The following is a 23,881-nucleotide window of genomic DNA, read 5'->3' on the forward strand; positions in this document are numbered from 1 at the left end:
CCTGTCGCGCTCAGTGGTGCGCTGGGTTTAGGGGCAGGCGGAGCAGCACAGTAGGCTAGGACATCGTGCATCCTGACGTCTCCGCTGATCTCGCCGAACTCGACGCCACCCTCAAGACGGTCGAGTCGGTCCTCGACATCGAGGAGCTGCGTCGCCGTATCGACGAACTGGAACATCAGGCCGCCGACCCGGACCTGTGGAACGACCAGGACCACGCGCAGCAGGTCACCAGTGAGCTGTCGCACGCGCAGAGCGAACTGCGCCGGGTCGAGGAACTGCGCCAGCGGCTGGAAGATCTGCCCGTGCTCTACGAGCTGGCCGAGGGCGAGGAAGGCGAGGCGCAGGTTTCCGCGCTGGCCGACGCCGACGCCGAACGTGCCGCGCTGCACGGTGACGTGGAGGCCATGGAGGTTCGCACGCTGCTGTCGGGCGAGTACGACAAGCGCGACGCACTGGTCAACATCCGATCGGGTGCGGGCGGCGTCGACGCCGCGGACTGGGCCGAGATGCTGATGCGCATGTACATCCGCTGGGCGGACCGGCACAAGTTCTCGGTCGAGGTGTACGACACCTCCTACGCCGAAGAAGCGGGCATCAAGAGCGCCACCTTCGCCGTGAAGTCACCGTATGCCTACGGCACCCTCTCGGTGGAGATGGGCACACACCGGCTCGTGCGCATCAGCCCGTTCGACAACCAGGGCCGGCGCCAGACCTCCTTCGCCGAGGTCGAGGTGCTGCCGGTCGTCGAAACCACCGACCACATCGAGATCCCCGACACCGAGATCAGGGTGGACGTGTACCGCTCGTCGGGTCCCGGCGGCCAGAGCGTCAACACCACCGACTCCGCGGTCCGGCTGACACACATCCCGACCGGCATCGTCGTCACCTGCCAGAACGAGAAATCCCAACTGCAGAACAAGATTTCGGCGATGCGCGTGCTACAGGCCAAGCTGCTGGAACGCAAGCGCCAGGAGGAACGCGCCCAGATGGATGCGCTGAAGACGAACGAGGGCGCGTCCTGGGGCAACCAGATGCGCTCCTACGTGCTGCACCCGTACCAGATGGTCAAGGATCTGCGGACCAACTACGAGGTCAATAATCCGTCCGCTGTGCTCGACGGTGACATCGATGGTTTCATCGAATCCGGAATCCGCTGGCGAATGCGAGAGCAGGCAAGCTAAATGAATGTCGCGGGGATCCAGGCATTCGCCTCGTCCACCGATTTCACGACCTGGCTGCGTTCCTCGGGCCTGGAGATCGTGCTATACCTCCTCGGCGCAGTCCTGTTCAGCCGGTTCGCGACCTTCATCAGAGATCGGATCACGCGCAAGATCGACGCCGGATTCCGCAGCAGCGATGCGCTGGTTCGGACCGAAGCGGCCAAACATCGGCACGCGCTGGCGCAGGTGGTCACCTGGGTCGTACTGACCATCGTGTATGTGCTGGTCGGCATCGAGGTGCTGCGGCGCATGGGGTTCGAGGTGACCGGACTCGTCGCGCCCGCCGCCGTGCTCGGTGCCGCACTCGGTTTCGGTGCGCAGCGCATCGTGCAGGACATTCTCGCCGGGTTCTTCCTGATCACCGAGCGTCAGTACGGGTTCGGTGACGTGGTTCGCATCGCGGTGACTGGATCCGCAGAGCAGGCCGAGGGTACGGTCGAGGATGTCACGCTGCGGATCACCACGCTGCGTAACGCGGACGGTGAAGTGATCACCGTGCCCAACGGCCAGATCGTGAAAGTGACAAATCTGTCGAAGGATTGGGCCCGCGCCGCGATCGACGTGCCGGTGGCCGCGAGCGTCGACATCACCAGGGTCAACGAGATCCTGCACGCGGTCGGTACACAGGCGTACGAAGATAGTCGACTGCGGCCGCTACTACTCGACGAGCCCAGCGTGATGGGTGTCGAAGACCTGACGGTCGACCAGATGAACATCCGAATGGTTGCCCGCACGTTGCCGGGTAAACAATTCGAAGTCGGTCGCGAACTGCGGGTGCGAGTAGCCGCGGCGTTGCGCCGGGAGGGAATCAGTGAGACCTCGTAGATCCACGGCGATCCTGATGGCAACCTGGGTCGTCACATTCGTGCTGTATGTGTTCGTCAAGCCGGATAATCCCATTCCAGCCGGATCTAATCCCACTCTGAACATCGTTCCGGCAGGAGTGCTTCCGGCAGTACCCACCCGATGAGGCCGGGGCGCAGGCAGCGACCGCACACCGTGGACGGTCCTCGGCCATGCAGTGGTCAGCTGGTTGCTGGTTACACTGGCTCCCCGTGATCACCATGCGGAACGTCACCAAGTCATACAAGACCTCGACGCGACCCGCGCTGGACAACATCACCGTCGATGTGGACAAGGGCGAATTCGTCTTCATCATCGGACCGTCCGGTTCCGGCAAGTCGACCTTCATGCGCCTGCTCCTCAAGGAGGAGGCGCCCACCTCCGGTGAGATACAGGTCGCCGACTTCCGGGTCGACCGGTTGCCGGGGCGGCGGGTGCCGAAGTTGCGCCAGCGCATCGGCTGCGTGTTCCAGGACTTCCGGCTGCTACAGCAGAAGACCGTCCAGCAGAATGTCGCGTTCGCGTTGGAGGTGATCGGCAAGCGCCAGCAGTTCATCGACCGGACGGTCCCCGAGGTGCTCGACATGGTCGGTCTCGGCGGTAAGGCCGATCGACTGCCCAGCGAGCTGTCCGGTGGGGAGCAGCAGCGCGTGGCGATCGCCAGGGCGTTCGTGAACCATCCGCTCGTGCTGCTCGCCGACGAGCCGACCGGCAATCTCGATCCCGACACCAGCAGCGACATCATGCTGCTGCTGGAGCGGATCAACCGCACCGGCACGACGGTGGTGATGGCCACCCACGACAACCACATCGTCGATGCGATGCGCAGGCGGGTGGTCGAGCTCGATCGCGGGCGTCTGGTGCGCGATGACGCGACCGGTGTCTACGGGGTGGGCCGGTAATGCGCTTCGGATTCCTGTTCGGCGAGGTCATCACCGGCCTGCGCCGCAATGTCACGATGACCATCGCGATGATCCTCACCACCGCGGTGTCGCTCACCATGCTGGGCGGTGGTCTGCTCGCGGTGCGGATCGCCGACAAGACCGAGAACTACTTCATGGATCGGGTCGAGATACGGCTGTATCTCACCGACGATGTCTCGGCGAGTGACCTCGAGTGCTCCCAGGCGCCCTGCCAGTCGCTGATGTCGGAACTCAAGAAGACCGGCGGCGTGGTGTCGGTCCAGTTCGTCAACAGCACGGAAGCGATGAAGGAAGCCACCGAGGTGACCTTCAAGGGCCAGCCCGAGATGATCGAGATGATCCAGGACACCCGGCTGCCCGCGTCGTTGCGGGTGAAGATGACCGATGCCGATCAGTACGAGCGGATCTTCCAGACGTACCATGCGCGGCCCGGTGTGCAGCAGGTCCTCAACGACAAGGAGATCGTCGACCGGCTGGTCAGCATCTTCGACGGGCTGCGCAACGCGGCATTCGGTTTGGCTCTTGTGATGGCGCTCGCGGCGCTGATGCTGATCGCGAATATGGTGCAGATCGCTGCGTTCACCCGCCGCGAGGAGGTGGGGATCATGCGGCTGGTCGGCGCGACCCGCTGGTACACACAGCTGCCGTTCCTGCTGGAGGCGGTCGTTGCGGCGGTCATCGGCTCGGTGCTCGCGATCCTCGGCCTGCTCATCGCGCGTCCCATGGTGGTCGATCGGGCGCTCGGGCAGCTGTTCGACAGCAATGTCTTTCCGCATGTCACCGGGGACGACATCGCGGTGGTCGCGCTGACCATCGCCCCGATCGGTGTGGTCTTCGCCGCTGTCACCGCCTACGCCACGCTGCGCTACTACGTCCGCGAATAGCGCCGTGACCTCCGTGAACGCCGGGATCCGTGGGGCGGAGTCCACCCCTTGGGTTCCGGCGTTCCGCGGTTTGGCGGGGCCGACAGCGCGGATGACGAGATTCGTTGTGCACATGTGGAGTACCGGCAGTGTCTCTCGCGTTCGGGGCCGGTGTGCGGCCTTCGCCCGCGGACGGCGCTCGTAGGATGGGCCGGGTGGAATCCCCCGATACTCTCGCGACCGGTCCTTTCGAGCGACCTGCAAGCAGTCGCCACGGCGTGCCGACCGCTGGCGATCCCGGTTCCGAATCCGGTGCGGCGCAACAGGTTCTACGTCGGGTGTTCGGTTACGACAGCTTCCGCGGTGATCAGCAGGACATCGTGGAGCATGTGGTCGGCGGTGGGGATGCGCTGGTCCTGATGCCGACCGGCGGCGGCAAGTCGCTGTGCTACCAGGTGCCTGCACTGGTGCGTCCCGGTGTCGGCGTGGTGGTGTCACCGCTGATCGCCTTGATGCAGGACCAAGTCGACGCGCTCAGTGCCCTCGGTGTGCGGGCCGGGTTCCTCAACTCCACCCAGTTCCCGGACGAGCGGCGGACGGTGGAAGCCCAATTCGTCGCGGGCGAGTTGGACATGTTGTATCTGGCGCCGGAACGCCTGCGGCTGGATTCGACCGCGAATCTGCTGGACCGAGGCAAGATAGCGCTGTTCGCCATCGACGAGGCGCACTGCGTCTCGCAGTGGGGTCACGACTTCCGACCGGATTATCTCGGCCTGTCGATGCTGCACGAACGCTGGCCGGAGGTGCCGCGCATCGCGCTGACCGCGACCGCCACCGACAAGACCCGCGACGAGATCATTCAGCGCCTCGAGCTCGGCTCCGCCAGGCGATTCGTCGCCAGCTTCGACCGGCCCAATATTCAGTACCGGATCGAGCCCAAGAACCGGCCGGAGCGCCAGCTGCTGGAGTTCATCAAGGCCGAGCACGCCGGGGATGCCGGCATCGTCTACTGCCTGTCGCGCAATTCGGTGGAGAAGACCGCGGCATTTCTCAACGAGAACGGGATCAGCGCCGTCGCCTATCACGCCGGGCTGGACGCACGCACTCGTGCGACGAACCAGTCGAGGTTCCTGCGTGAGGACGGACTCATCGTCGTCGCCACCATCGCCTTCGGCATGGGCATCGACAAGCCCGACGTGCGGTTCGTCGCGCACCTGGATCTGCCGAAATCGGTCGAGGGCTACTACCAGGAGACCGGCCGCGCGGGTCGTGACGGGCTGCCGTCGACGGCATGGATGGTGTACGGCCTCAGTGATGTTGTGCAGCAACGCAAATTGATCGACGCCTCGGAGGGCGATGCCGCCCACCGCAGGCAGCTCCAATTACATCTGGACGCGATGCTCGCACTGTGTGAAACCGTGGAATGTCGCCGTACCCAGCTGCTGGCCTACTTCGGACAACCCGGTCAGGCGTGCGGCAATTGCGATACCTGCCTGACTCCGCCGGAGTCCTGGGACGGCACGGTGGCCGCGCAGAAGGTGCTGTCCACGGTGCTGCGGTTGAAACGCGAACGCGGCCAGAGTTTCGGTGCCGGCCACATCGTCGACATCCTGATCGGCAAGAAGAATCCCAAAGTGCTGCAGCATGATCACCACGAGCTGAAGGTCTTCGGGGTCGGCACGGAACTGCGTGACGTCGAATGGCGTGGGGTGGTGCGGCAATTGCTCGCCCAAGGTTTGCTGGCTGTGCACGGAGACTACGGTGTGTTGACGCTCACCGAAGCGAGCGATGGAGTGCTGTTCGACAGCAGGCAGGTGCTGCTGCGTCGGGAGCCGGAGCGCGCCACTCCCGCCCGCGCCGCCCGGTCGGCGAAAGCGGCCAAGACCCCGCCCGCAGATCTCGCGCCGGCGGATGCCGGCATGTTCGAGAAGCTGCGTGAATGGCGTGCGGCGACCTCGAAGGAGCAGGGCGTGCCCGCCTACGTCGTCTTCCACGACGCCACGTTGCGTGAGATCGCAGGCCGGAAGCCGAAGAGCCTGACCGAGTTGGGCACGGTTGCCGGTGTCGGCGAGAACAAGCTTGCCAAGTATGGGGAACAGGTGCTGGAGGTCTTGGCGGCAGAGTGACATTCTGCACGTCATGACCGTCTACGCATGGCGCGGGTTCCGCTCCTCGGATCACCTGAAAGTGGCTGTGCTGCCGAATATTTCGGATGCCGACCGCAATCGACGCAGGTAGTCGCGGCGCTGAGTGGCCAACCGCTCGGTAACCGACTGATTGCCGATGGTGTCTCTTCGTTCCTGCGACATCACCGAGCTCGGCGCGTCCGAGCTATCTACGAACACAATGGAGTTTCGCTCATGCCCGCTGTCTGGTCGCCCTCCACACCTCGTCGGCTCCGTGCCGGTGCTGTCATCGGTGCCGCTGTCCTCGTCGGGGTGCTGGCCGCCTGCGGGTCCTCCGACTCCACGAGTCGAGGCAACGGCGAGCTCATCACCCCCGCTGCCACCGGCGACCCGAGTCAGCACGGCGGCGCCCGTCGGACCACCGGAGACCGCACCGACGCGCTGCGCGCCGCACTCAACGGCAATCAGGCCAAGAACGTCATCCTGTTGATCGGTGACGGCATGGGCGATTCGGAAATCACGGTGGCACGCAACGTAGCCGAGGGCGCGGGCGGTTACTTCAAGGGCATCGACGCGCTGCCGCTCACCGGTTCCTACACACACTATTCCCTCGACAAGGCCACTGGAAAGCCGGACTACGCCACCGATTCCGCGGCGAGCGGCAGCGCCTGGGCGACCGGGACCAAGACTTACAACGGCGCCATCGGTGTCGACCTGCACGGCGCCGCACGACCCAATCTGCTGGAGATCGCGAAGGCCAACGGCAAGGCCACCGGCAACGTGACCACCGCCGAGCTCCAGGACGCGACACCGGCCGTGCTCGGCGCGCACGTCACCGACCGCAAGTGCTACGGCCCCGAGGAAACGGCGCTGAAGTGCCCGACCAACGCACTCGAGCTGGGCGGCCTCGGCTCGATCAGCGAACAGCTGCTCAACACCCGCGCCGACATCACACTGGGCGGTGGCGCGAAGAGCTTCGAACAGAAGGCTGCTGCCGGCCAATGGCAGGGACAGACGCTGCACGATCAAGCCAAGGCGCGTGGCTACAACCTCGTCGCCGACCGCGCCGGTTTGGAGGCGGTGTCGAAGGCCGACCAGGACACACCGCTGCTCGGTCTGTTCGCTCCGGGCAATCTGCCGATCCGCTGGGACGGCGCGAAGGCCGTGCGCGACGGGCTGAACCTGCCTGCGCAGACCTGCCACCCGAATGCGAACCGGCCCGCCACTCAGCCCGATCTGGCCGGCATGACCCGCAAGGCGATCGACTTGCTGAAGGACCGCAAGGACGGCTTCTTCCTCCAAGTGGAGGGCGCCTCGATCGACAAGCAGGACCATGCCGCGAACCCGTGCGGGCAGGTCGGCGAAACCGTCGATCTGGATGAGGCGGTGCAGGCGGCTCTCGAATTCGCCGAGAACGACGGCAATACCCTGGTGATCGTCACCGCCGACCACGCGCAGGCCAGCCAAATCGTGCCGCTCGACACCAAGTCTGCCTCGCTGACCAGCAAGGTCGTGACCAAGGACGGCGCCGAGATCGGCATCTCCTATGGCAACGGTGAAGAAGGCAGTTCCCAGGAGCACACCGGCACCCAGGTGCGAGTCGCCGCCTACGGTCCGCGCGCCGCGAATGTTGTCGGGCTCACCGACCAGACCGACATGTTCTTCACCATCTCCGACGCGCTCGGTCTGGATCGGGACAAGCAGCCGGCCATCGGCAAATGACGCCTCGCGCGAGCGCGGGATCCACTACTTGAATATCGATGCGCCGACTGCTGCGGGACCGCGTGCCCATCCTCTTTCGCCATGGGTGAGGATGGGCGCCGGGACATCTGGCGTCGATCATGAGTGGAGGACAGCGCGTGACGGGTGACAGCAGGATCGGGCGACGGGGCTTTCTAGCGGGCGCGGCGACCGCTGCGGCGGGTGCGTCACTGGTGGGTCTTTCGCCCGCCGATGCCGTGCCGGTCGAGGCGGGCGTGTCCAAGTTCGCATTTCCTGCCGAGCGCACCGTGCGCGTGCTTGTCACCGGTGATGCGGGCACCGGCACCCGCAGCCAGTGGGCCGTCGCCGACGCCATGCGCGAACACCATCGCCGCCAACCGTTTTCGCTGGCGCTCGGCCTCGGCGACAACATCTACGAGAGCGGCCCCAACAGCGGTGTCGACGTCCAGTTCGTGGACAAGTTCGAGAACCCCAATGCCGGATTGGATTTCCCGTGGCTGATGGTGCTCGGCAACCACGACACCAGCTCGATCTTCGGCGGCGACGGCGGCTGGTTGCTGCGCGGCAACAACGAGGTCGAGTATCACGCGCACTCCGCACGCTGGTGGATGCCGAGCCGGTATTACTCGGTGCGGCTACCCGAAGAGAATCCGGTGGTCGAGTTCTTCGTCCTCGACATCAATCCGCTGGCCTCCTACATCCCGCCGCTGTTCGACCCGTATTGGACGGTCGACGGTCAGTTCATGAACGAGCAGCGCGCCTGGCTGGATCGCGCCATCACCGAGTCCCCTGCGAAGTGGAAGATCGCCTGCACCCACCAGCCCTACCTCAACAACGGTCCGCACGGCGACGCCGGCCGCTATGAGGGGCTTGCGATCGAGCCGCTGAACGGCATCCACGCCAAGCGGTTCTTCGAGGACCATGTCGTCGGCAAGTGCCACTTCATTCTGTCCGGACACGACCACTCGCTGCAGGTGCTCGAGCCGACCTCGGAATCGAAGGGCACCCGGCAGATCATCTCCGGCGCCGCCGCCAAAACCGTTGGCGCGGAGCCGAAGCTGACTCCAGGTGGCACCCATCCTGTGCTGTTCGAGAACTATCACCAGCTCGGCTACATGGTCATGGAACTCACCGCGAGCACGGCCGACCTGCGGATTGTCACCGTCGACCTCGCAAATGGTGGAGCCGACGAGGCATTCGCCCGCCGTCTCGCCTGAGTTCCCATCGCATTGCGCTACCCGGTAATTCCGGCGCAGCCTCGGTCCGGCGGCTACGGTGCTGCGTATGGCAACCGGTGATGGCCCAGCGGACGACGCGTCCGGCGGCTCCGTCGACTACCCTGCCCGCGATGCCGGGGATGCGTTGCCGTATCAACGCAGCACCCACGACCCCTCGGTCGAATCGGTGTGGCTGCGCCATCGTCCGCCACCGCTGCGCCGCCATCCCGCGCTGCCGCGCGCCTCGACGGTCCTGCTGGTGGCCGCCTTCGTCGCCGTGCTGCTGGTGTACCTGATGCTGCGACCGGGCGGATAGCACGCGCCGCGGTAGCCAGCGGGTCACGACCTGGGAATAATCCCGTTGCGGCGTCACTTTAAGCTTCTCGTTATGAAGGAACAAGGGCGCAAGGTCATCGCGACCAACCGCCGGGCGCGGCACAACTACACGATCCTGGAAACCTTCGAGGCCGGGATCGCGCTGGTGGGTACCGAGGTCAAGAGCCTGCGCGAGGGCAAGGCCTCGCTGGTGGATGCCTTCGCGACCGTCGACAACGGTGAGGTGTGGCTGCGCGCGCTGCACATTCCGGAGTTCAGCCACGGCACCTGGACCAATCACTCGCCGCGCCGGGTGCGCAAGCTGTTGCTGCACAAGCGCGAGATCGAGCGGCTGGTCGGCAAGTCGCGTGAGGGCAACCAGACGCTGGTGCCCTTGTCGATGTACTTCTCCGACGGCAAGGTGAAGGTCGAGCTCGCGCTGGCCAAGGGCAAACAGGACTACGACAAGCGGCAGGATCTCGCCAGGCGCACAGCGGAGCGTGAGGTCACTCGCGAGCTGGGGCGGCGGGTCAAAGGCATGCGGTGACAGCTGTCCTGCTGGCGTTGGTCGCTGCTGCCGGCTACGGAGTCAGCGACTTCTTCGGCGGAGTGGCGGCACGGCGGGTAACCGCACTGCGGATAGTCGTTGTTTCCTATCCGATTTCGGGGCTGTTGGTGCTTGCCCTCGCGCCGTTGGTCGGCGGCAACCCGGACCTCGCGTCGATGGGTTGGGGCCTGGCGGCGGGAGTGGCCAGCGGCTTGGCGGTGTGGTGGTTCTACGCGGCGTTGGCGAGCGGTCCGATGGCAGTGGTGTCACCATTGACCGCGGTACTGGTTGCGGGTATTCCGGTGCTGGCCGGTCTGGTGATCGGGGAACGTCCCGGCGCGCTCGCCTTCGGCGGCATCGCGCTCGCGTTGCTGACCGTCGTGCTGGTCAGCCGGGAAACGCCGGATGATGTCACCGAGGAGATCACCGGCGGGCGCGAGCTGCGATTCACCCGCAGCGTTGCGCTGTTGACCGTCGGATCGGGTGCGGCCTTCGGCTTCGCGTTCTTCTTTCTCCACGAAACGCACGCGAGCGCGGGGCTATGGCCACTGGTCGCGCAGCGTGTCGCGGCCACCACCGTGGTGTGGCTGACCGCGCTGGCCGCCGGGGAGTTCCAGACGTTGCGCGGCGAACCACTGCGATTGGCGGCCTACATCGGCGTCCTCGACACCATCGCCAACGCGGCGCTGCTGTATGCCTTCCATGGATCGCTGCTGTCGCTCGTCAGTGTGATCGGTTCGCTCTATCCGGCCGCGACCGTGCTGTTGGCGATGGTGTTGCTCGGCGAACGGGTGGGTCGCATGCAGCAGGTCGGCATGGTGCTCGCGCTCGTCGCGGTCGGCCTCATCGCCGTGAACTGACCGCCACCGCCCCACGCCGGATAATGGAATGAACCAGGCGGCACGGAGTGTTAACATGACTAGCCCGACGAGGTGTCGGGACGTACGGGGCTGAACGGTTTCGACTGCGTACGTAGATTTAGGGGAAGCGTGTCGGTGCAGGCAAGAGACCACCGTAAGCGTCGTTGCAACCAATTAAGCGCCGATTCCAATCAGCGCGAGTACGCCCTCGCTGCCTAAGTAGCCAGGTCGTCTCTGTCAGTCCGGGTTCGTCCCTCGACCCGGGTACTGGCATCAGCTAGAGGGAATTACCGTTCGGCTCGGTCACGGAGTCGGACGGGACATCGAACAGTGACTGGGATCGTCATCCGAGCTTGTTCGCGAGACCCGGAGATCCGAGCAGAGACCTAGCGAACTGCACACGGAGAAGCCCTGAAGACGCGGCGGAGGACCCGGGTTCGATTCCCGGCAGCTCCACTGAATGGCGAAGCCGCAGGTCATCGACCTGCGGCTTCGCTATTGTGTGGCATTGCGCGAACACACAGCGGTGATTCAGCGTCGCTTGTTCCAAGCCATCCAGGGCCTTCAAGGCTCGACACACTCCGGGCAGGCGGGGGTGGTAAACGCTCGCTCATGCCGAGTTGAGCGAGCCCGGTACCGCCTGCTAACTACTCCTCGGTGATCCAGTTGCCGTGGAATCCGATCGGCACCCGCCGGGGCAGGCGCACGGCGGCTACCGGCCTGGCTTCGACGGCGGTGGCGTCGAGAATCCGCAGCTGCGAGGGCACGTTCGTGTCGTCGTGGATGACGAGGGACATCAGCCAGCCCTCGTCCTCGCTGCGCGCGTCGGCCGTGGGGACGAACACTGCTTCGCCCGCGTTCCAGCCTGAACCGAGCTGGTGCACAGTGGATTTGCCGGTATCGACGTCATACTTGACGATGGTTTCGCGGCCGACCGCGTAGAGGTGCCGGTTCGGGCGGCCGACGTGGCGGGCATGGATGGTCGGGAACTCCACCGACCGATCGTCGAGCGGCCGTTCGGCGACCCGGCCGGTCGCGGGGGCGAGCGCCCAGCGGTAGAGCTGCTGACCGCGGCCGGTACCCGGCGAGGGGGTTTCTCCCGCCAAAGCGGGCCACGTGGAGTTCCATGCCCTCGCGTCGTATCGAATCGCATCCAGAATGACGCGGCCCGAGCCGTCTTCACAGGCGTTGCCGACGTGGAAGACATAGCAGGGTTCCACCTCGAACCAGCGCACTGGGCCGCCGTTCTTGCTCATCACACCGATGCGCGCGCCATAGTCGTCGCTCCACTGGAAAGGCAGGCCCTTTCCCGAGAACTGAAGGGTGAAAGGGAGATCCAGCCAGATTACGTGGTTCTCGGTGATCGCGAAGTCGTGCATCATGGTTGGCCCGGGCACATCGACCGGGGTACTGAACACCAATTCGCCAGCGGCGGAAAGCCGGTGGTAGGTGACGAACGGTGGCCGCATGTCGTAGCCGAAGAAGTGCAATTCCCCGGTGATCGGATCTTGCTTCGGATGCGCCGTCATGGCGGTGGTCAATCCGCCCGCGAAGTCGCACGCGCCGACGGTGTCCAGAGCTGGCGTGACTTCGATCGGAAACTGTCCTCCACCAGAGCAAACAGCCGTCCGCCGTGGCGAATGATCGACGTGTTGGCCGTGCTGTAGGCCCGATTTAGGTCGCCGTCCTCGCGCAGTGGCGAACCCCCCTCGAACTTCAGTGTGCGCACCCACCGGTTGCGGTACCACTGCGCCCGTCCATTGCGCAGGCGCACGCCGTGCAGCATGCCGTCGCCGACGAACCAGTGGAGGCTTATCTCGCCCGGCAACGGATTCGGCCCGTTGCGGAAGTACCGTCCATCCAACTCGGCGGGCAACGCACCGGCCACTTCCAATTCGATCGAATCGATCTCGTCATCAATCGGTGCGTAGGGACCAGCCATGTAGCTCGGAAGGGGCGTTTCGCTCTCGAACTCGGGTGATTGGTGTCGCGGGTCCTCGGCTTTGCCGGATTGCTCCATAACTGCTCCCGCGATGCTAACCGTTCACCAGTCGGCGAACCGCGGCAGCGACTTGCTCGGGTCGCTCGGCGGGGATGATGTGCTCGGAGACGGCATCCTCGTATAGCCCGCCGACCTGTTCGGCGTATCTGTTCTGGTATTCGCGCATGAGGTCGAGATTGCGAGCCTGGTAGCGGGCGGCATGGATCGCCGAGATGACGATGATGCCGGATTTCGGCGGTTCTGGTGGGCAGCGGCGGAATTCGTCGATCGCCCCCGAGACGGCCGCTATTTCATGCCGGGTTGTGGCGAGCCCGGCGGGGGTGAAGTCCTCGGCCAGCATGGTCGCGTAGCTGTCGGCGGGGAACTTGCCCCCATAGGAGCGGGTCAGCATCCGCATGAGCGGTGGAAAGTGGCTCAGTGCCTGTTGCACGGCGAGGATGCGGTCGGTCTTCTTGGCGGTCGGCGCCCAATTGTCGTAGTTCGGAGCGGCTTCCGGTGTCGGGTCGATGAGGACGAGCCCAGCTGGCGACAGCGTTTCGGCGGCGCGACGGACGATCAGCCCACCCATGCTGTGGCCCACCAGGATCACCCGCCCCGGCGTGAGCGCCTTGACCAACGCCACCAGGGTGGCCGCCATGTCGTCGATGGTCTGCGGTTCGGCGGCGCTGCCACTGCGGCCGCGACCGGCCCTGTCGTAGGCGACGGTATGCGCGATTTCCCCCAGTAACGGCACCACCCGATCCCAGAGCGTCCGCCCGGCGCCCCCACCGGATTCGAACACCACCCAGGTGTCCCCGGTGCCGGACTCTTCGAAGTAGATCTCGGTGCCGTTCACCATCATTCGACGCCCAGGAACATCCCGCATCGCGGTCACCCTTCCATCCAATACCAATTTTGGGAACGGTACCACATATGGGATAGTTGCGATATGGACCCGATCGAGTTGCTGCTCCACCCGGTGCGATTGCGCATCATCCATGCACTGTCGGGCGGCCGATTACGCACCGCGGGAGAGTTGTGCGACCGCATGCCCGATGTGCCCCGGACTAGCGTCTACCGGCAGCTCGGCCTGCTCACGGAGGGCGAAATGCTCGAGATCGGTGACGAGCGACGCGTGCGCGGCGCGGTGGAACGTTCCTACCGATTGCGACCCGACCGCCCGACCGTCTCCCCTGAGGCGAGCAGTGCGATGACCCCGCACGATCACCGCCAAGGGTTCGCGGCCGCCATGGCCGTCCTGATCGCCGAGTTCAACGCCTACCTCGATCAAGCCGACGCCGACCCCGGTGGCGCCGACGCGGTCGGCTACCGCCAAGCCACGCTCTGGGTCAGCCCCGAGGAGCTCGACACCATGCTCACCGGCTTCGGCGACCTCGTCGCACCCCTCGCGGCGAACCAGCCCGGGCCGGGCCGCAGACCGTACTTGATCAGCCCGATCCTTTTCCCAGGCGAGAAGCCGGCATCGCCGAGCTGACAGTGCTACCGCACGTTCGCCGCACCCGGCACGCCGACAGCTTCGGGACTACGGGCCCCAGGTATCGCCACGGATTGAAACTTCGATTGTTGCAAGCGATTCGCTGCTGGTCACCCACGATGTTTGCAGATCCTGGGTCCCGGTCCAGCTCGCAAGCTCGCGGTGTGGGCCTGCGTCAAGGCTCGGCAACAAGATCAGCGAGCTCTCGGTGCGGGAAATCGGGCAAGGAAGGACGCCCACTGGACATCCGCTCATAGCCGCATACCGAGCGAACGACCCTAGCCGACGCTTGTGGTGCGCGGTGGTCTCCGATGCACTTGCGCAGCGCCGATCGCCGACAACTCGGTGACTTTCAGCAGTTCACGCCATGGTTTTTACCTGCCGAATGCCTACCGGCCTGATCCGAATCTCTGGTCCATCGGTCGTCAGGGTGTTTCCGACGTCAAGACATTGATGGAGCCGATCGGCAAGGTGGGTGCAATCCTGACCGGTGGTTCCAGTCTTAGCAGGAACAGCCCCAGTCTGCCTGATCTTGCTACCTTTCCAGTACTCCAGGTGCCACTTCGGGTGTAGTTGCGGTCGACGCCAGGTCTCGTCGAATGACTGTTCAGGCTGCACGACAGTGCTCGCTGTCGGCAGAGCGCTGGTTCGGGGTCCGCGCGCCTCGGCCACGGTGCGGTCAACTCTTAGCCCTTTGGCGACATCCTCTGATGTGCCATTATCCAATGGACCGTTAGGCTATTTGGATGACAAATGTCGCGTTTGAAGTCGAAGTGCGCTGGTCTAGGCCGTCGGAGCTGTTCGGGTACGGTTTCCGCAGGAAATGACCTATTGAACGTGCCGTTGGATAGCGGTACATTGGATCGCATGGGCCCGGCTCCGCTCCGCGGAGGATATCGACTTCGAGCCCGCCTAGATCGTCGATTGCTATTCGTACCGAAATGAGGAAGTTCCCATGGGTCGAGAAAACCGCACTGGGCGTGCCTGGCCAGTGGTTGCGCGCATCGCAGTGGTGTCCGCGATAGCGCTCATGCCGATTACCGCCGCAGTCGCCCCGGCTGTCGCCGATTCGGCTGTCGCTGATTCGGCTGTCGCTGATTCGGCTGTCGCTGATTCGGCCGTCGCCGGTTCGGCTGTGGCCGAGTCCGAGCATGTCGACCTGGTCCACGGCCGTTATGGTCACGGTTACTGGAACCAGCCGAGCTACCCCAGTTACCCCAGCTACCCGCTGTTCCCGAGCTACCCCAGTTACCCCAGCTACCCGAGTTATCCGGGCTACCCGAGTTGGCTCGGGTACGGCGGCTGGCGCCTGCCGGGCACCGGAAGTGGGTCCGGCAGCGGCTCGTGGTGACGACGACTCTGCTCAGTCGTCGTGGTCCGGGCGGGTGGCGGACTCGGGCCAAGTGAGGTCGTTGGTGCGGGTCCAGGCCGCGGGCAGGTCGTCGAAGGCGACCACTTCGTCGGCCTGCACCAGCAGAGAATAGATCGGCACACTGGGGAAATCCGGGTTGATCCGCAAGTGGAGAATTCGCCTCCCATATCGCCCCGGAACCAGCCGGAGTCCGACGGGTGATCCTCGCGGCGGTATCAATCCGGCGCAGCGGAGGTCGAGCCGTCCCTCCTGCGCGATCCAGGGGCTCCACGGTCAACGCGGTCCCCGGCGTGATCGCCGCCGCATCCTGCCTACTGATCTGATCGGTGCCCTGCTGCTTCGGGGACGCGAACTCCAGGCCCAGGATCCGGATCGGCTGACCGGTGCTCTCGACCAGCAGGTCATTCCGCCCGTCAACTTGCCCTCTCCAGAGCGCCCGAGACGAGCAGTTCTGCCTGGTTCGACACGTCGAACGTCTCCGTGACCAGGAACCTGTTGATTGTCATTGCAGCGAAATCCTTTCGAGCACACGATCACTCAGATCGCCGGCGAGCCAACCTTTTCCGACCCGGCTCCGAGGCGCATATGGTTTCGTAGCTGACGTCGAGCCCCGATCGTGGCTACCCTATGGAGCTTCTCGCACTATGCCCAGCGGCGAGATGAGTTGTGGGAGAAGGTTATTCTGCTGCGACATGGAGACGCGGATCTGAGTCTTTCATCAAAAATCTGGCGATCCTGCGGCGTTTGGACCAGGGCGTGGCATCAACGAGAAATTTGGATCAGGACATGGCATCAACGATGAATCAGACGGCAGCTCAGACCGTTCTCGTGACCGCGGGCACCGGCAAGGTGGGTCGCCGGGTGGCGGATCGCTTGGCGGCCAAGGGTTTCCCAGTCCGTATCGGTTCCCGTTCGGAGGAGGTCGCTTTCGAATGGGAGGACCGCAGTACCTGGGCGGCGGTGCTCGAGGATGTGGGGGCGGTGTTCCTCTTGCATGCCCCCGGACATCGGCACTCCCGCGCCGGAGACACCATTCGGGCGTTCACTGAACTGGCTGTGGCGAACGGTGTCGGTCGGTTGGTGTTGCTGTCGGCTCGCGGTGAGGATCAGGCTGCTGCTGCGGAGCAGGCGGTGCGCGACAGCGGTGCGGAATGGACTGTGCTGCAGGCGGCGTGGTTCAACCAGAATTTCGACGAGGGTGTGTTCACGGATGCGGTGTTCGCCCATGGGGTCGCGCTCCCTGCTGGTCAGGTGTGGGAGCCTTTCATTGATTCCGGTGATCTCACGGATGTCGTGGCCGCCGCGTTGACCGAGGGCGGGCACGCGGGCAGGAACTATCAATTGACCGGTCCCCGGTTGCTGACTTTCGGTGACGCAGCCGAGGCGATCGCGAAGGAGACCAACCGGGATGTCGCCTATATTCCTGTCACCGGTGAGCAGTTCGGTGCGGTGCTGACCTCGGATTTCGATATGCCGGATGAGGAGGTGGCCGTGATGATCGACATCTTCGCCACGCTTCTGGATAGTCCTAACGCGAAGGTGACCGACCCTGTCCGTCGTCTGCTGCGTCGCGACCCGGTCGACTTCGCCGATTTCGTGTGCGAGGCGGTTGCGTCGGGTGTCTGGAAACAGGACTGACCAACGGCTGCGGGTGCGTACGGTCGTGCGGGTGCCCACTGCACGAATCACGATTTCAGAGCCTTCGATAGCACCGCGCGGTTCGTAAGCTGATGCATCAGTCCCACTCGAAAGGCCCGGTCCGCCGCACGGACCGGGCCTTCGTTATTCCGCGTTGAAGATCGTCCTAACAAAGTGCTCATTTGGTGAGCACTTTGTGTTGGAGGATGGTTGTCATGAACATTTTCTTCGCGAGCACAATCGACGACTGGCGTACCTGGTTGGCCCAGAACAGCCAGTCCGAGAAGGAAATCTGGCTGGTCATCCACCACAAGGACCGCGGCGTGCCGAGCCTGCGGTACCACGAGGCGATCGAACACGCACTCTGCTATGGCTGGATCGACGGGCTGCACCGCAGACGCGACGCGAACAGCTCACAGCTGCGATTGAGCCCGCGCACCCCGCGCAGCACATGGAGCCGGGTGAACAGGGAGCGCGCGGCGAACATGATCGAGCAGGGGCTGATGACCGAGCATGGTCAAGCCTTGATCGATCTGGCCAAGGCCAAGGGAACCTGGGAAGTGGTCGCGGACGGCGAGCGCTGGGCCGTACCCGATGACCTGCGCGCGTTGCTCGACCGAAATGACGCCGCTCGGACCAACTTCGAGACCTTCCCGCCCTCCTCCAAGCGGCTGATTCTGGAATGGATAGTCACCGCCAAGCGTGCGGATACAAGGGAGCGCCGGATAAAACGAACGGTCGAACTCGCTGCGGTGAACGTTCGAGCCAATCACCCGGGTGTCCGGATGCAGGCCGCCGGCTGAGATCGCCCGGCGGTTTCCGCCGGATGGCAGTCGTGGCCCACGTCAGCATCCATATTCGCGCAGTGGTGTGGCGAACCCTTCGCCGAAGGTCTGCTGGAACCAGTTGAGGCGCAGGATCGTCCACTCTTTGCCCGAGTTGCGGACATCCGCCTCCCAGCCCGCTTCACCGGCACCACCTTTCACGTCGTGATGCAGGGCACCTGCTGGCTGCTGTCCGACGGTGCGGCAACACCGAATTCGCGTTCGCCAAAGCCTTCAAACGCGAATACGGCACTCCGCCAAGCCGATACCGGCGTCCGGTCGCGGGCGTGCAGCAGGTCTGACGCGGACGGTAGCGCCGTTTATCGATCGGCGGACATGGTGACCAGTCTGCGGGCCAGTCGGTGGGTCCGAATGTCCAACGCGCGGTCGGGCACGGCGTCGATCCTGGCGGGGCGCTCTCGGATGGGTGCTGTCCAGGGCAGTGGCGTCGTCGGCACGGTGAACGGTGTGCCGCAGGCGGAGGCGGTGGACAGGAACACCGTCATCGAGTCGGAGGTCGGCAGGCGTTCGCCCCGGCGGGCGCAGATTCCGGCCACCGCTGCCTGGGTCACTGCGACGGCGTCGACTACCCCTGGCGCGTCGACGGAGAAGGTCACGTAGGCGATGTCCTCGGCGCGGATCGGGCGTAGTCGTTCTTGGTGGGACACCTCGTCGGCCGACGACAGGGCGAGTTCGTTCTGGAAATCCTGGTCGTTCAGCATCAGCCACTGGGCCGAGCCGCGCAGGTTGCCCGCGCCTGCGGTCAGGCCGATCGCCGGTTTCCAGTCGGCCAGCAGTTGGGTGACATGTTCGGCGGCGGTGTTCGTGTCGACCACAATGAATCCCGCGCCGGTTTTCGCGACCGCCCACATGGCCGACACCGACTCGATCGATGATCCGATTGCCAGCGCGACGAGATCGCCAGGGCCGACCTTGCGTTCGATCAACAATCGCGCCAATCGGGAGGATGCGCTATCCAGCTCGCGATAGCTGAGCTCCGATCGCCGACACGACACCGCAGTACCGTCGGGAGCGGCCTCGACGGCCGCCGCCAGTAGTCGTGGCAGATTGATTACCCGTGGTCGCCGCGAGCGGACCGGTCGCGTGCGTGTCGGTTGGTTCATCGGCCGCTGCTCAACGCCACTACTGCCCATCACCATCGTCTACCCATCCACCGATACCGCGATCGGTCGTCACTGCTGCTTAGTCGAGCCGTCCTTCGGGAAGTTGCTTCTTTGTTGCCCCACTCTAGGAAGGGCGGCCCCGACTTTCGCTGTGGGGTCTACCGCGTGTTGCTTCGCACCCTCGGCAGGCCGGTCGACTCGCGTGCTCCGAGGCTTCGACCAGCGAGACCACCTGGTGGCTGGAGCCGCTGCGGATTCAGGTGCAGAACGGGCGGTATTCTGCATCCCCGGCGACCAGCAATTCCCGTTGCGTAGAGCCAGTTTGCTCAGCCGGGTGATTCAGTCCCATGCGGGTGGCCTGCAGTCCCGAGCGAGTCCCTCAGTCCCACAATCGAGCACACGGCAGTGGTGGCAGATCGTCGCGCAGCTCGTCGTCGACGGTGACCCTGAGCTCCGGAAAACCTTGGGCCAGTTCATCGGCCACGCTCTGGGCCTGTTCGGGCGATGCGCGGTAGTCCAGAGTCAGTGCGCCGGATTCGATGTGGATGTGTCGCGCCGGTGCTGTCATGTCCCGGCTCCTTCCCTGAGCGACCGGGCCGCGGGGGTGGGTCGGTCGTGAGTGTCGAGCGTGGCTCAGGAGAGGGAACAGCTATCGGCTGTCGAGTGCCGGAAGCGTATCTGTTCGGTGCACATTCGCCGACATCGCCAACCGGCCACCAGAGTTCACTTGGGCCGCAGTGATTCTCGGATCGAGCAAACGACCGGGGCGTCCTGGATGCGGATGCGGAAGTCCGGCCCGTATTCATCGCCAGTGTGCCGCGAACGCGCGGGCGGGGTTGTCGACGAAGAGGGCGGTGGCAATGTCGGGGCCCAGTTCCCTTGTGATGCGGGGACGTAGCCCACTCAGCAGGAACGGCATGCCGGGGCCATCGGCGCTGGATCTGGCTGTTGCGGTCACCGTGTCACCACCCAGCAGGATCTGGTGCGCGTAACCCGCGTCTACCAGGGCGGCAATGCTGTCGAGTAGCCGCCAGTCGGTGCTGTGGTGGGCGCGGGACGGGCCGTCGAACGACAGAAAGGCACCCGCCTCGGCGACTCGGCGATGAATTCTATTGTCGGGAAACCGATGTAGATGTCCGAGGATTACGCGGTGTGCTGGCACGGCATGGGTGCCGCACAGGAGGTTCAACATTTCCACGCCTGCGGATCCGGCTTCGAGGTGCACACCGATGGGTGCGTCGGTGTCGTGATGTGCCTCGGCCGCGGCGGTCGCGACGTACTGGGCATGGTCATCGATGCGGTGATAGGCGCCGGCGATCTTGATCATTCCGGCGCGCACGCCGGGACCGGTCAGCTCGTGAACGAACAATCCGGCCAGTCCGTCGTAGACGCGGTCCAGCTCGTCGCGGTTGTAGTGTTTGGCTTGATGCAGGCCGGTTGCAGCAATGATCTGCACGCCTGATTGCCGGGAGAGGCCACGCAGCATCTCGGTCCGCGGTCCCATGCCCCACGGCGTCCACTGCACGACCGCTCGGCCGCCGAGCGCGGCGAAGGCGTTCAGTTCGGCGAGCGCTGCCGCGCGATCGTCGAGTTCCTGGCCGGGCAGCATCGGTGAGCTGAGGAATAGGTGGTCATGGGCATCGCAGACGCCGAGGTGCTCTGGTCGGAGATCGCCGAGCACCGTCCGGATGGCCGCACTCATTGCTGCTCGGCGTCGGCGAGAGCGGTTGCCGCCACCCGCAATCCGGCCAGCGCTTTCGGCACGCCGATGTACGGCGCGAGGTGGACGAAGACCTCGATGATCTCCGTGCGGGTCATGCCGACCCGCAGTGAGCTCTTGACGTGCCCAGATAGCTGCGGGTCGACACCGCCGAGCGCGGTGAGCGCGGCCAGGTTGATCAACTGGCGGTCGCGCAGCGACAACCCCTCGCGTTGGTAGGTGCCGCCGAACAGGGCCGTTACCAGCCAGTCGGCGAAGCCGGGCGCGAGCTGTTCGAGACCGGGCAGCGCGGCCAGCTGGGTGGCCTCATCTTGGAGCGCGTCGAGCATTCGGTATCCCTCGGCGCGGTCGAACCGTGCTGGCACCAGTCGCTCGGACAGTGCTCGGTCGCTCGTCGCTTGTTCGGTCGTCATGGCACTGCCCTCGCTCCGTCGGATTTTGTAACGCTCTGATCGTTACGAGACGCTAACACATGTAACGGATAAAGCGTTACGATGCATGTCGTGACCAAAGAGGACAAGTTCGCCTTTCGCTTCGACTGTGGCGCGACCTGGTTGAACCTGCTCGCCACGAAGGGGCGTACGTTCAGTGCTGGTCCGGTCGAGCGGATCGCGACCCCGGACCGGCTTGCCGAGTGGCTGGAGTTGTGCGACCTGGCCTCGGCCCGGACTGCGGATCAGCACGATTTGGACCTGACCTGGCAGCTGCGAGAGACGCTGCGCACCTTGGCATTGGCCACCGTCGACCAGCAGCCGCCCCCTGCGTCGGCTGTCGCGGAGCTGTCAACCTTCTTGACCGAGCACGACCACCCGGTCCAGTTGATCTCGGGCCACCGGTTGCGCCGTGAGCCGCCCGCGACGGTGACCGATGCCCTTGCCCGCATCGCCCGCCAGGCCGCAGACCAGTTGACCGGTGCGGACCGGGCATTGCTGAAGAGCTGTCCGGAACACGATTGTCGCGGCGTGTTCATCGATCCGGACGGCCGGCGTCGCTGGTGTCCGTCGCCCGCGTGTGCGAGCCGTGGTCGGGTCCGCGCGCACCGCGCTCGCTGCAGCGCCGAAGAGGCGCAGTGAATCGTCCGTTCGGTAGCCGCTATTCGGCGGTGGGTTCGAGTTCCGCGCCGACTTCGGGTGGTGGGGTGGTAGCCGCATCGATCTGCTCGCCGATGTAGCGGATCGTCACGGCGACGACCGCTGCGAAGGGGACCGCGAGGAAGGCTCCGACGATGCCGTACAGCGATCCACCTGCGGTGATGGCCAACAGCACGAGGACGGCGTGCAGCTTCATGCTGCGGCTCTGGAGCACCGGCTGCAGCACATTGCCCTCGAGCTGCTGCACCGCGATGATGATGCCGAGCACGATCAGCGCCGTGGTCAAACCATTGGCTACCAGCGCAACCAGCACCGCGAGCGCACCGGCGACGAAGGCACCGACGATCGGGATGAAGCCACCGATGAACGTGATCACGGCCAGGACAAGAGCAAGCGGCACACCGAGTATCACCAACCCGGCACCGATGAATATCGCGTCGATCAAGCTGACAAGCGCTTGGGTGCGGATGAAACCGCCTAGGGTGACCCAGATTCGACTCAGCACCTCCTCGAGGTGGCGGCCGGTGCGGCTGCCGAGCGTGTTGTGTAGCCAAGGCATGAAGCGCGGCCCGTCCTTGATGAAGAAGAACGACAGCGTGAGCACCAGGACCAGCGTGACGATCGCCGACGTCGCGGCGCTCACCCCGCTGAAAACACCGGTCGCGATCCGCTCGGTGCTGGACTGCAGCCGTTGCACGATCGCGTCGACCCCGGAATCGAGTTGTTCCTGCTGGATTCTCAGCGGCGGCCCCTGCAGCCAGTTGCGCACTTTATTGACGCCTGCTGTCGACTTGTCGGCGAGCTCAGGGGCCTGATCGACGACCGAGGGCACGATCAGTGCCACAACCCCGGCGAGCAGTCCGAGGAAACCGACCAGGGTGACCGCGGCTGCCGCGGCCGGGCGCAGGCCGTGCTGCGTGAGCCACCGCGTCGGCGGCCACAACACGGTGGTGACGACGATCGCGAGCAGGACCGGCAGCACCGCCACCCACAGCTTCGCGAGGACGTAGCCGATTACCCAGGTGCCCGCCGCGATCGCGACGATGCACACCGCCCACTTGGCGAGCCACAGCACTCCGGTGCCGATGACATCGCCGCGGTCGGGCGTCGATTTGCCTTCGTTCAGCTCGCTCACGGCCCCAGTCTTGCATGCGTCCACGGGGTGAGCGGTGATTGTTCGGGCCGTCCGGTTTACGCCGTTCCCGGTTCTACGGTCGAACCGAATTCAGGAAATCCGAGACCAGCGGGCCTGCGGTGGTGCGGAACTCGTCGAAGTACGCGTGTCTGGCACCCGGGATCATCCGCAGCTGAGCTCCGGGGATGCGATCGGCGAGCAATGCTGCGTTCGCTGCCGGATTGAAACGGTCGTCGGTGCCGTGCACGACCAACGTGGGAACGCCGATGTCGGGCAGGGCATCCCACGCGTCGTGCCTGGCGCTCGCGAGGAGATGTCGTCGTCGAGCGTAGGCAGGCATGGTCGGGTCGCCCAGGGTGTTGAACGGTCCGGGTGCGGTCGCCAGATAGGTCGGGGTGTACATCAATTCCAGCAGCGCCGCTCGGGCGGCCGCCGGATCGGGATCGGCCAGCGAGCGACGGACCTCGCTGTCGCGTTCGATGGCGTGCCGTCCTCCCGGTGTGGTGCAGCCGAGTACGAGGGCGCGCACCCGATCCGGATGGCGGGCGGCCAGCCATTGCGCGACTCGGCCGCCCATGGAGGTGCCGTACACGTCGGCGCTGTCGATGCCGAGATCGTCGAGGACGGCGATGGCGTCGTCGGCGAATCCTGTTGTGCTGTATGGCATATCGGGCTTGTCGCTGTCGCCGGTGCCGCGATAGTCGAAGGTGATCGTCTGGTGGCGGGCGTGGAAGTCGTCGCGAACGCCGTCCCACCAATGATGGTTGTTCGCCTGTCCGGCAAGCAGGATCAGTGGGGCGCCGTCGCCTTGTGTTTGGTAGGCGATGCGAACGCCATCGGTGGACTTGGCGTGGGGCACAGTGGT

At 65.1% G+C, this 23,881-nt stretch carries 24 protein-coding genes, 1 other RNA gene and 1 pseudogene; 16 read left to right on the forward strand and 10 right to left on the reverse strand.

Annotated elements, in window-relative coordinates; genetic code table 11:
• Positions 1-65 precede the first annotated feature (65 nt).
• The 11 genes from prfB (at position 66) to ssrA (ending at position 11,095) form a co-directional block, all read left to right on the forward strand.
• Entirely contained in the window at positions 66-1,181 is a 1,116-nt protein-coding gene (gene prfB / locus ACLMAL_RS25110; RefSeq protein WP_328405018.1) for a peptide chain release factor 2, read from the forward strand.
• Entirely contained in the window at positions 1,182-2,045 is an 864-nt protein-coding gene (locus ACLMAL_RS25115) for a mechanosensitive ion channel family protein (protein WP_328405016.1), read from the forward strand.
• Between the two features lie 230 nt (positions 2,046-2,275).
• Positions 2,276-2,965: a cell division ATP-binding protein FtsE gene (gene ftsE, locus ACLMAL_RS25120; protein WP_328405014.1), complete on the forward strand. Its 690-nt coding sequence runs from the start codon at positions 2,276-2,278 to the stop codon at positions 2,963-2,965.
• Complete coding sequence (ftsX, locus tag ACLMAL_RS25125; protein WP_412001322.1) at positions 2,965-3,870, forward strand: permease-like cell division protein FtsX; 906 nt, start codon at positions 2,965-2,967, stop codon at positions 3,868-3,870. The genes ftsE and ftsX overlap by 1 nt, the downstream gene beginning before the upstream one ends.
• A 185-nt stretch (positions 3,871-4,055) precedes the next feature.
• Positions 4,056-5,975: a DNA helicase RecQ gene (recQ, locus tag ACLMAL_RS25130; RefSeq protein ID WP_412001386.1), complete on the forward strand. Its 1,920-nt coding sequence runs from the start codon at positions 4,056-4,058 to the stop codon at positions 5,973-5,975.
• Positions 5,976-6,209: 234 nt separating this feature from the next.
• Positions 6,210-7,697 carry an alkaline phosphatase gene (phoA, locus tag ACLMAL_RS25135; protein ID WP_412001323.1) on the forward strand — a complete coding sequence of 496 codons (1,488 nt, stop codon included), beginning with the start codon at positions 6,210-6,212 and terminating at the stop codon, positions 7,695-7,697.
• Positions 7,698-7,834: 137 nt separating this feature from the next.
• Positions 7,835-8,914: a metallophosphoesterase gene (locus tag ACLMAL_RS25140; RefSeq protein WP_412001324.1), complete on the forward strand. Its 1,080-nt coding sequence runs from the start codon at positions 7,835-7,837 to the stop codon at positions 8,912-8,914.
• Positions 8,915-8,981: 67 nt separating this feature from the next.
• Positions 8,982-9,230 (forward strand): hypothetical protein, encoded by a 249-nt coding sequence (locus tag ACLMAL_RS25145; protein ID WP_328405004.1) that lies wholly within the window; start codon positions 8,982-8,984, stop codon positions 9,228-9,230.
• A gap of 72 nt (positions 9,231-9,302) precedes the next feature.
• Positions 9,303-9,776 carry an SsrA-binding protein SmpB gene (gene smpB, locus ACLMAL_RS25150; RefSeq protein ID WP_328405001.1) on the forward strand — a complete coding sequence of 158 codons (474 nt, stop codon included), beginning with the start codon at positions 9,303-9,305 and terminating at the stop codon, positions 9,774-9,776.
• Positions 9,773-10,636: an EamA family transporter gene (locus ACLMAL_RS25155; RefSeq protein ID WP_412001325.1), complete on the forward strand. Its 864-nt coding sequence runs from the start codon at positions 9,773-9,775 to the stop codon at positions 10,634-10,636. Before smpB ends, ACLMAL_RS25155 begins: the two co-directional genes overlap by 4 nt.
• Before the next feature lie 86 nt (positions 10,637-10,722).
• Positions 10,723-11,095, forward strand: a transfer-messenger RNA (tmRNA) gene (gene ssrA, locus ACLMAL_RS25160).
• Positions 11,096-11,283: 188 nt separating this feature from the next.
• Here ssrA and ACLMAL_RS25165 read toward each other — a convergent pair.
• Together ACLMAL_RS25165 and ACLMAL_RS25170 are read right to left on the reverse strand one after the other, a co-directional pair.
• Positions 11,284-12,656, reverse strand: a pseudogene (locus ACLMAL_RS25165) (carotenoid oxygenase family protein).
• Positions 12,657-12,672: 16 nt separating this feature from the next.
• Entirely contained in the window at positions 12,673-13,503 is an 831-nt protein-coding gene (locus ACLMAL_RS25170; protein WP_412001326.1) for an alpha/beta fold hydrolase, read from the reverse strand.
• A 63-nt stretch (positions 13,504-13,566) separates the two neighbouring features.
• Between ACLMAL_RS25170 and ACLMAL_RS25175 the strand changes: the two genes are divergently transcribed.
• The gene (locus ACLMAL_RS25175; RefSeq protein WP_412001327.1) at positions 13,567-14,112 is read left to right on the forward strand and encodes a helix-turn-helix domain-containing protein; all 546 of its coding nucleotides are present in this window, start codon (positions 13,567-13,569) and stop codon (positions 14,110-14,112) included.
• Between the two features lie 955 nt (positions 14,113-15,067).
• The gene (locus ACLMAL_RS25180; protein ID WP_412001328.1) at positions 15,068-15,463 is read left to right on the forward strand and encodes a hypothetical protein; all 396 of its coding nucleotides are present in this window, start codon (positions 15,068-15,070) and stop codon (positions 15,461-15,463) included.
• 12 nt (positions 15,464-15,475) lie between these two features.
• Here the strand turns inward: ACLMAL_RS25180 and ACLMAL_RS25185 are convergent, their stop codons facing one another.
• Entirely contained in the window at positions 15,476-15,604 is a 129-nt protein-coding gene (locus tag ACLMAL_RS25185) for a hypothetical protein (RefSeq protein WP_412001329.1), read from the reverse strand.
• Positions 15,605-16,270: 666 nt separating this feature from the next.
• On the opposite strand from ACLMAL_RS25185, the gene ACLMAL_RS25190 reads away from it, so the two are divergent.
• Both ACLMAL_RS25190 and ACLMAL_RS25195 read left to right on the forward strand, forming a co-directional pair.
• Positions 16,271-17,122, forward strand: coding sequence for an SDR family oxidoreductase (locus tag ACLMAL_RS25190; protein WP_412001330.1), 852 nt, complete (start codon positions 16,271-16,273; stop codon positions 17,120-17,122).
• Between the two features lie 215 nt (positions 17,123-17,337).
• Positions 17,338-17,925: a YdeI/OmpD-associated family protein gene (locus ACLMAL_RS25195; RefSeq protein ID WP_412001331.1), complete on the forward strand. Its 588-nt coding sequence runs from the start codon at positions 17,338-17,340 to the stop codon at positions 17,923-17,925.
• A gap of 42 nt (positions 17,926-17,967) precedes the next feature.
• Here ACLMAL_RS25195 and ACLMAL_RS25200 read toward each other — a convergent pair whose 3' ends face one another.
• From ACLMAL_RS25200 to ACLMAL_RS25220, 5 genes are all read right to left on the reverse strand, one after another.
• Positions 17,968-18,108 (reverse strand): hypothetical protein, encoded by a 141-nt coding sequence (locus ACLMAL_RS25200; protein ID WP_412001332.1) that lies wholly within the window; start codon positions 18,106-18,108, stop codon positions 17,968-17,970.
• A 158-nt stretch (positions 18,109-18,266) separates the two neighbouring features.
• Positions 18,267-19,070, reverse strand: a complete 804-nt coding sequence (locus ACLMAL_RS25205; RefSeq protein WP_412001333.1) for an AMP-binding protein — start codon at positions 19,068-19,070, stop codon at positions 18,267-18,269.
• Positions 19,071-19,449: 379 nt separating this feature from the next.
• The gene (locus ACLMAL_RS25210) at positions 19,450-19,638 is read right to left on the reverse strand and encodes a hypothetical protein (RefSeq protein WP_406232236.1); all 189 of its coding nucleotides are present in this window, start codon (positions 19,636-19,638) and stop codon (positions 19,450-19,452) included.
• 234 nt (positions 19,639-19,872) lie between these two features.
• Complete coding sequence (locus ACLMAL_RS25215) at positions 19,873-20,772, reverse strand: phosphotriesterase (protein WP_328404974.1); 900 nt, start codon at positions 20,770-20,772, stop codon at positions 19,873-19,875.
• Positions 20,769-21,203 carry a carboxymuconolactone decarboxylase family protein gene (locus ACLMAL_RS25220; protein ID WP_412001334.1) on the reverse strand — a complete coding sequence of 145 codons (435 nt, stop codon included), beginning with the start codon at positions 21,201-21,203 and terminating at the stop codon, positions 20,769-20,771. Before ACLMAL_RS25220 ends, ACLMAL_RS25215 begins: the two co-directional genes overlap by 4 nt.
• A gap of 90 nt (positions 21,204-21,293) precedes the next feature.
• On the opposite strand from ACLMAL_RS25220, the gene ACLMAL_RS25225 reads away from it, so the two are divergent.
• Entirely contained in the window at positions 21,294-21,863 is a 570-nt protein-coding gene (locus ACLMAL_RS25225) for a CGNR zinc finger domain-containing protein (protein WP_412001335.1), read from the forward strand.
• Positions 21,864-21,882: 19 nt separating this feature from the next.
• On the opposite strand, the gene ACLMAL_RS25230 is transcribed toward ACLMAL_RS25225, so the two are convergent.
• Both ACLMAL_RS25230 and ACLMAL_RS25235 read right to left on the reverse strand, forming a co-directional pair.
• Positions 21,883-23,016 carry an AI-2E family transporter gene (locus tag ACLMAL_RS25230; RefSeq protein WP_412001336.1) on the reverse strand — a complete coding sequence of 378 codons (1,134 nt, stop codon included), beginning with the start codon at positions 23,014-23,016 and terminating at the stop codon, positions 21,883-21,885.
• 73 nt (positions 23,017-23,089) lie between these two features.
• The gene (locus tag ACLMAL_RS25235) at positions 23,090-23,875 is read right to left on the reverse strand and encodes an alpha/beta fold hydrolase (protein WP_412001337.1); all 786 of its coding nucleotides are present in this window, start codon (positions 23,873-23,875) and stop codon (positions 23,090-23,092) included.
• Positions 23,876-23,881 lie beyond the last annotated feature (6 nt).

It is taken from the genome of Nocardia sp. CWNU-33 (genome assembly GCF_046764895.1).
In the GTDB taxonomy this organism is placed as follows: Bacteria; Actinomycetota; Actinomycetes; order Mycobacteriales; family Mycobacteriaceae; genus Nocardia.

Coding starts and splice junctions, on each gene's coding strand:
- ACLMAL_RS25115 (WP_328405016.1), top strand. CDS start 1,182: ATGAATGTCGCGGGGATCCAGGCATTCGCCTCGTCCACCGATTTCACG.
- ftsX (WP_412001322.1), top strand. CDS start 2,965: ATGCGCTTCGGATTCCTGTTCGGCGAGGTCATCACCGGCCTGCGCCGC.
- recQ (WP_412001386.1), top strand. CDS start 4,056: ATGGGCCGGGTGGAATCCCCCGATACTCTCGCGACCGGTCCTTTCGAG.
- phoA (WP_412001323.1), top strand. CDS start 6,210: ATGCCCGCTGTCTGGTCGCCCTCCACACCTCGTCGGCTCCGTGCCGGT.
- ACLMAL_RS25145 (WP_328405004.1), top strand. CDS start 8,982: ATGGCAACCGGTGATGGCCCAGCGGACGACGCGTCCGGCGGCTCCGTC.
- smpB (WP_328405001.1), top strand. CDS start 9,303: ATGAAGGAACAAGGGCGCAAGGTCATCGCGACCAACCGCCGGGCGCGG.
- ACLMAL_RS25170 (WP_412001326.1), bottom strand. CDS start 13,503: ATGCGGGATGTTCCTGGGCGTCGAATGATGGTGAACGGCACCGAGATC.
- ACLMAL_RS25175 (WP_412001327.1), top strand. CDS start 13,567: ATGGACCCGATCGAGTTGCTGCTCCACCCGGTGCGATTGCGCATCATC.
- ACLMAL_RS25180 (WP_412001328.1), top strand. CDS start 15,068: ATGGGTCGAGAAAACCGCACTGGGCGTGCCTGGCCAGTGGTTGCGCGC.
- ACLMAL_RS25190 (WP_412001330.1), top strand. CDS start 16,271: ATGGCATCAACGATGAATCAGACGGCAGCTCAGACCGTTCTCGTGACC.
- ACLMAL_RS25195 (WP_412001331.1), top strand. CDS start 17,338: ATGAACATTTTCTTCGCGAGCACAATCGACGACTGGCGTACCTGGTTG.
- ACLMAL_RS25205 (WP_412001333.1), bottom strand. CDS start 19,070: ATGAACCAACCGACACGCACGCGACCGGTCCGCTCGCGGCGACCACGG.
- ACLMAL_RS25210 (WP_406232236.1), bottom strand. CDS start 19,638: ATGACAGCACCGGCGCGACACATCCACATCGAATCCGGCGCACTGACT.
- ACLMAL_RS25215 (WP_328404974.1), bottom strand. CDS start 20,772: ATGAGTGCGGCCATCCGGACGGTGCTCGGCGATCTCCGACCAGAGCAC.
- ACLMAL_RS25220 (WP_412001334.1), bottom strand. CDS start 21,203: ATGACGACCGAACAAGCGACGAGCGACCGAGCACTGTCCGAGCGACTG.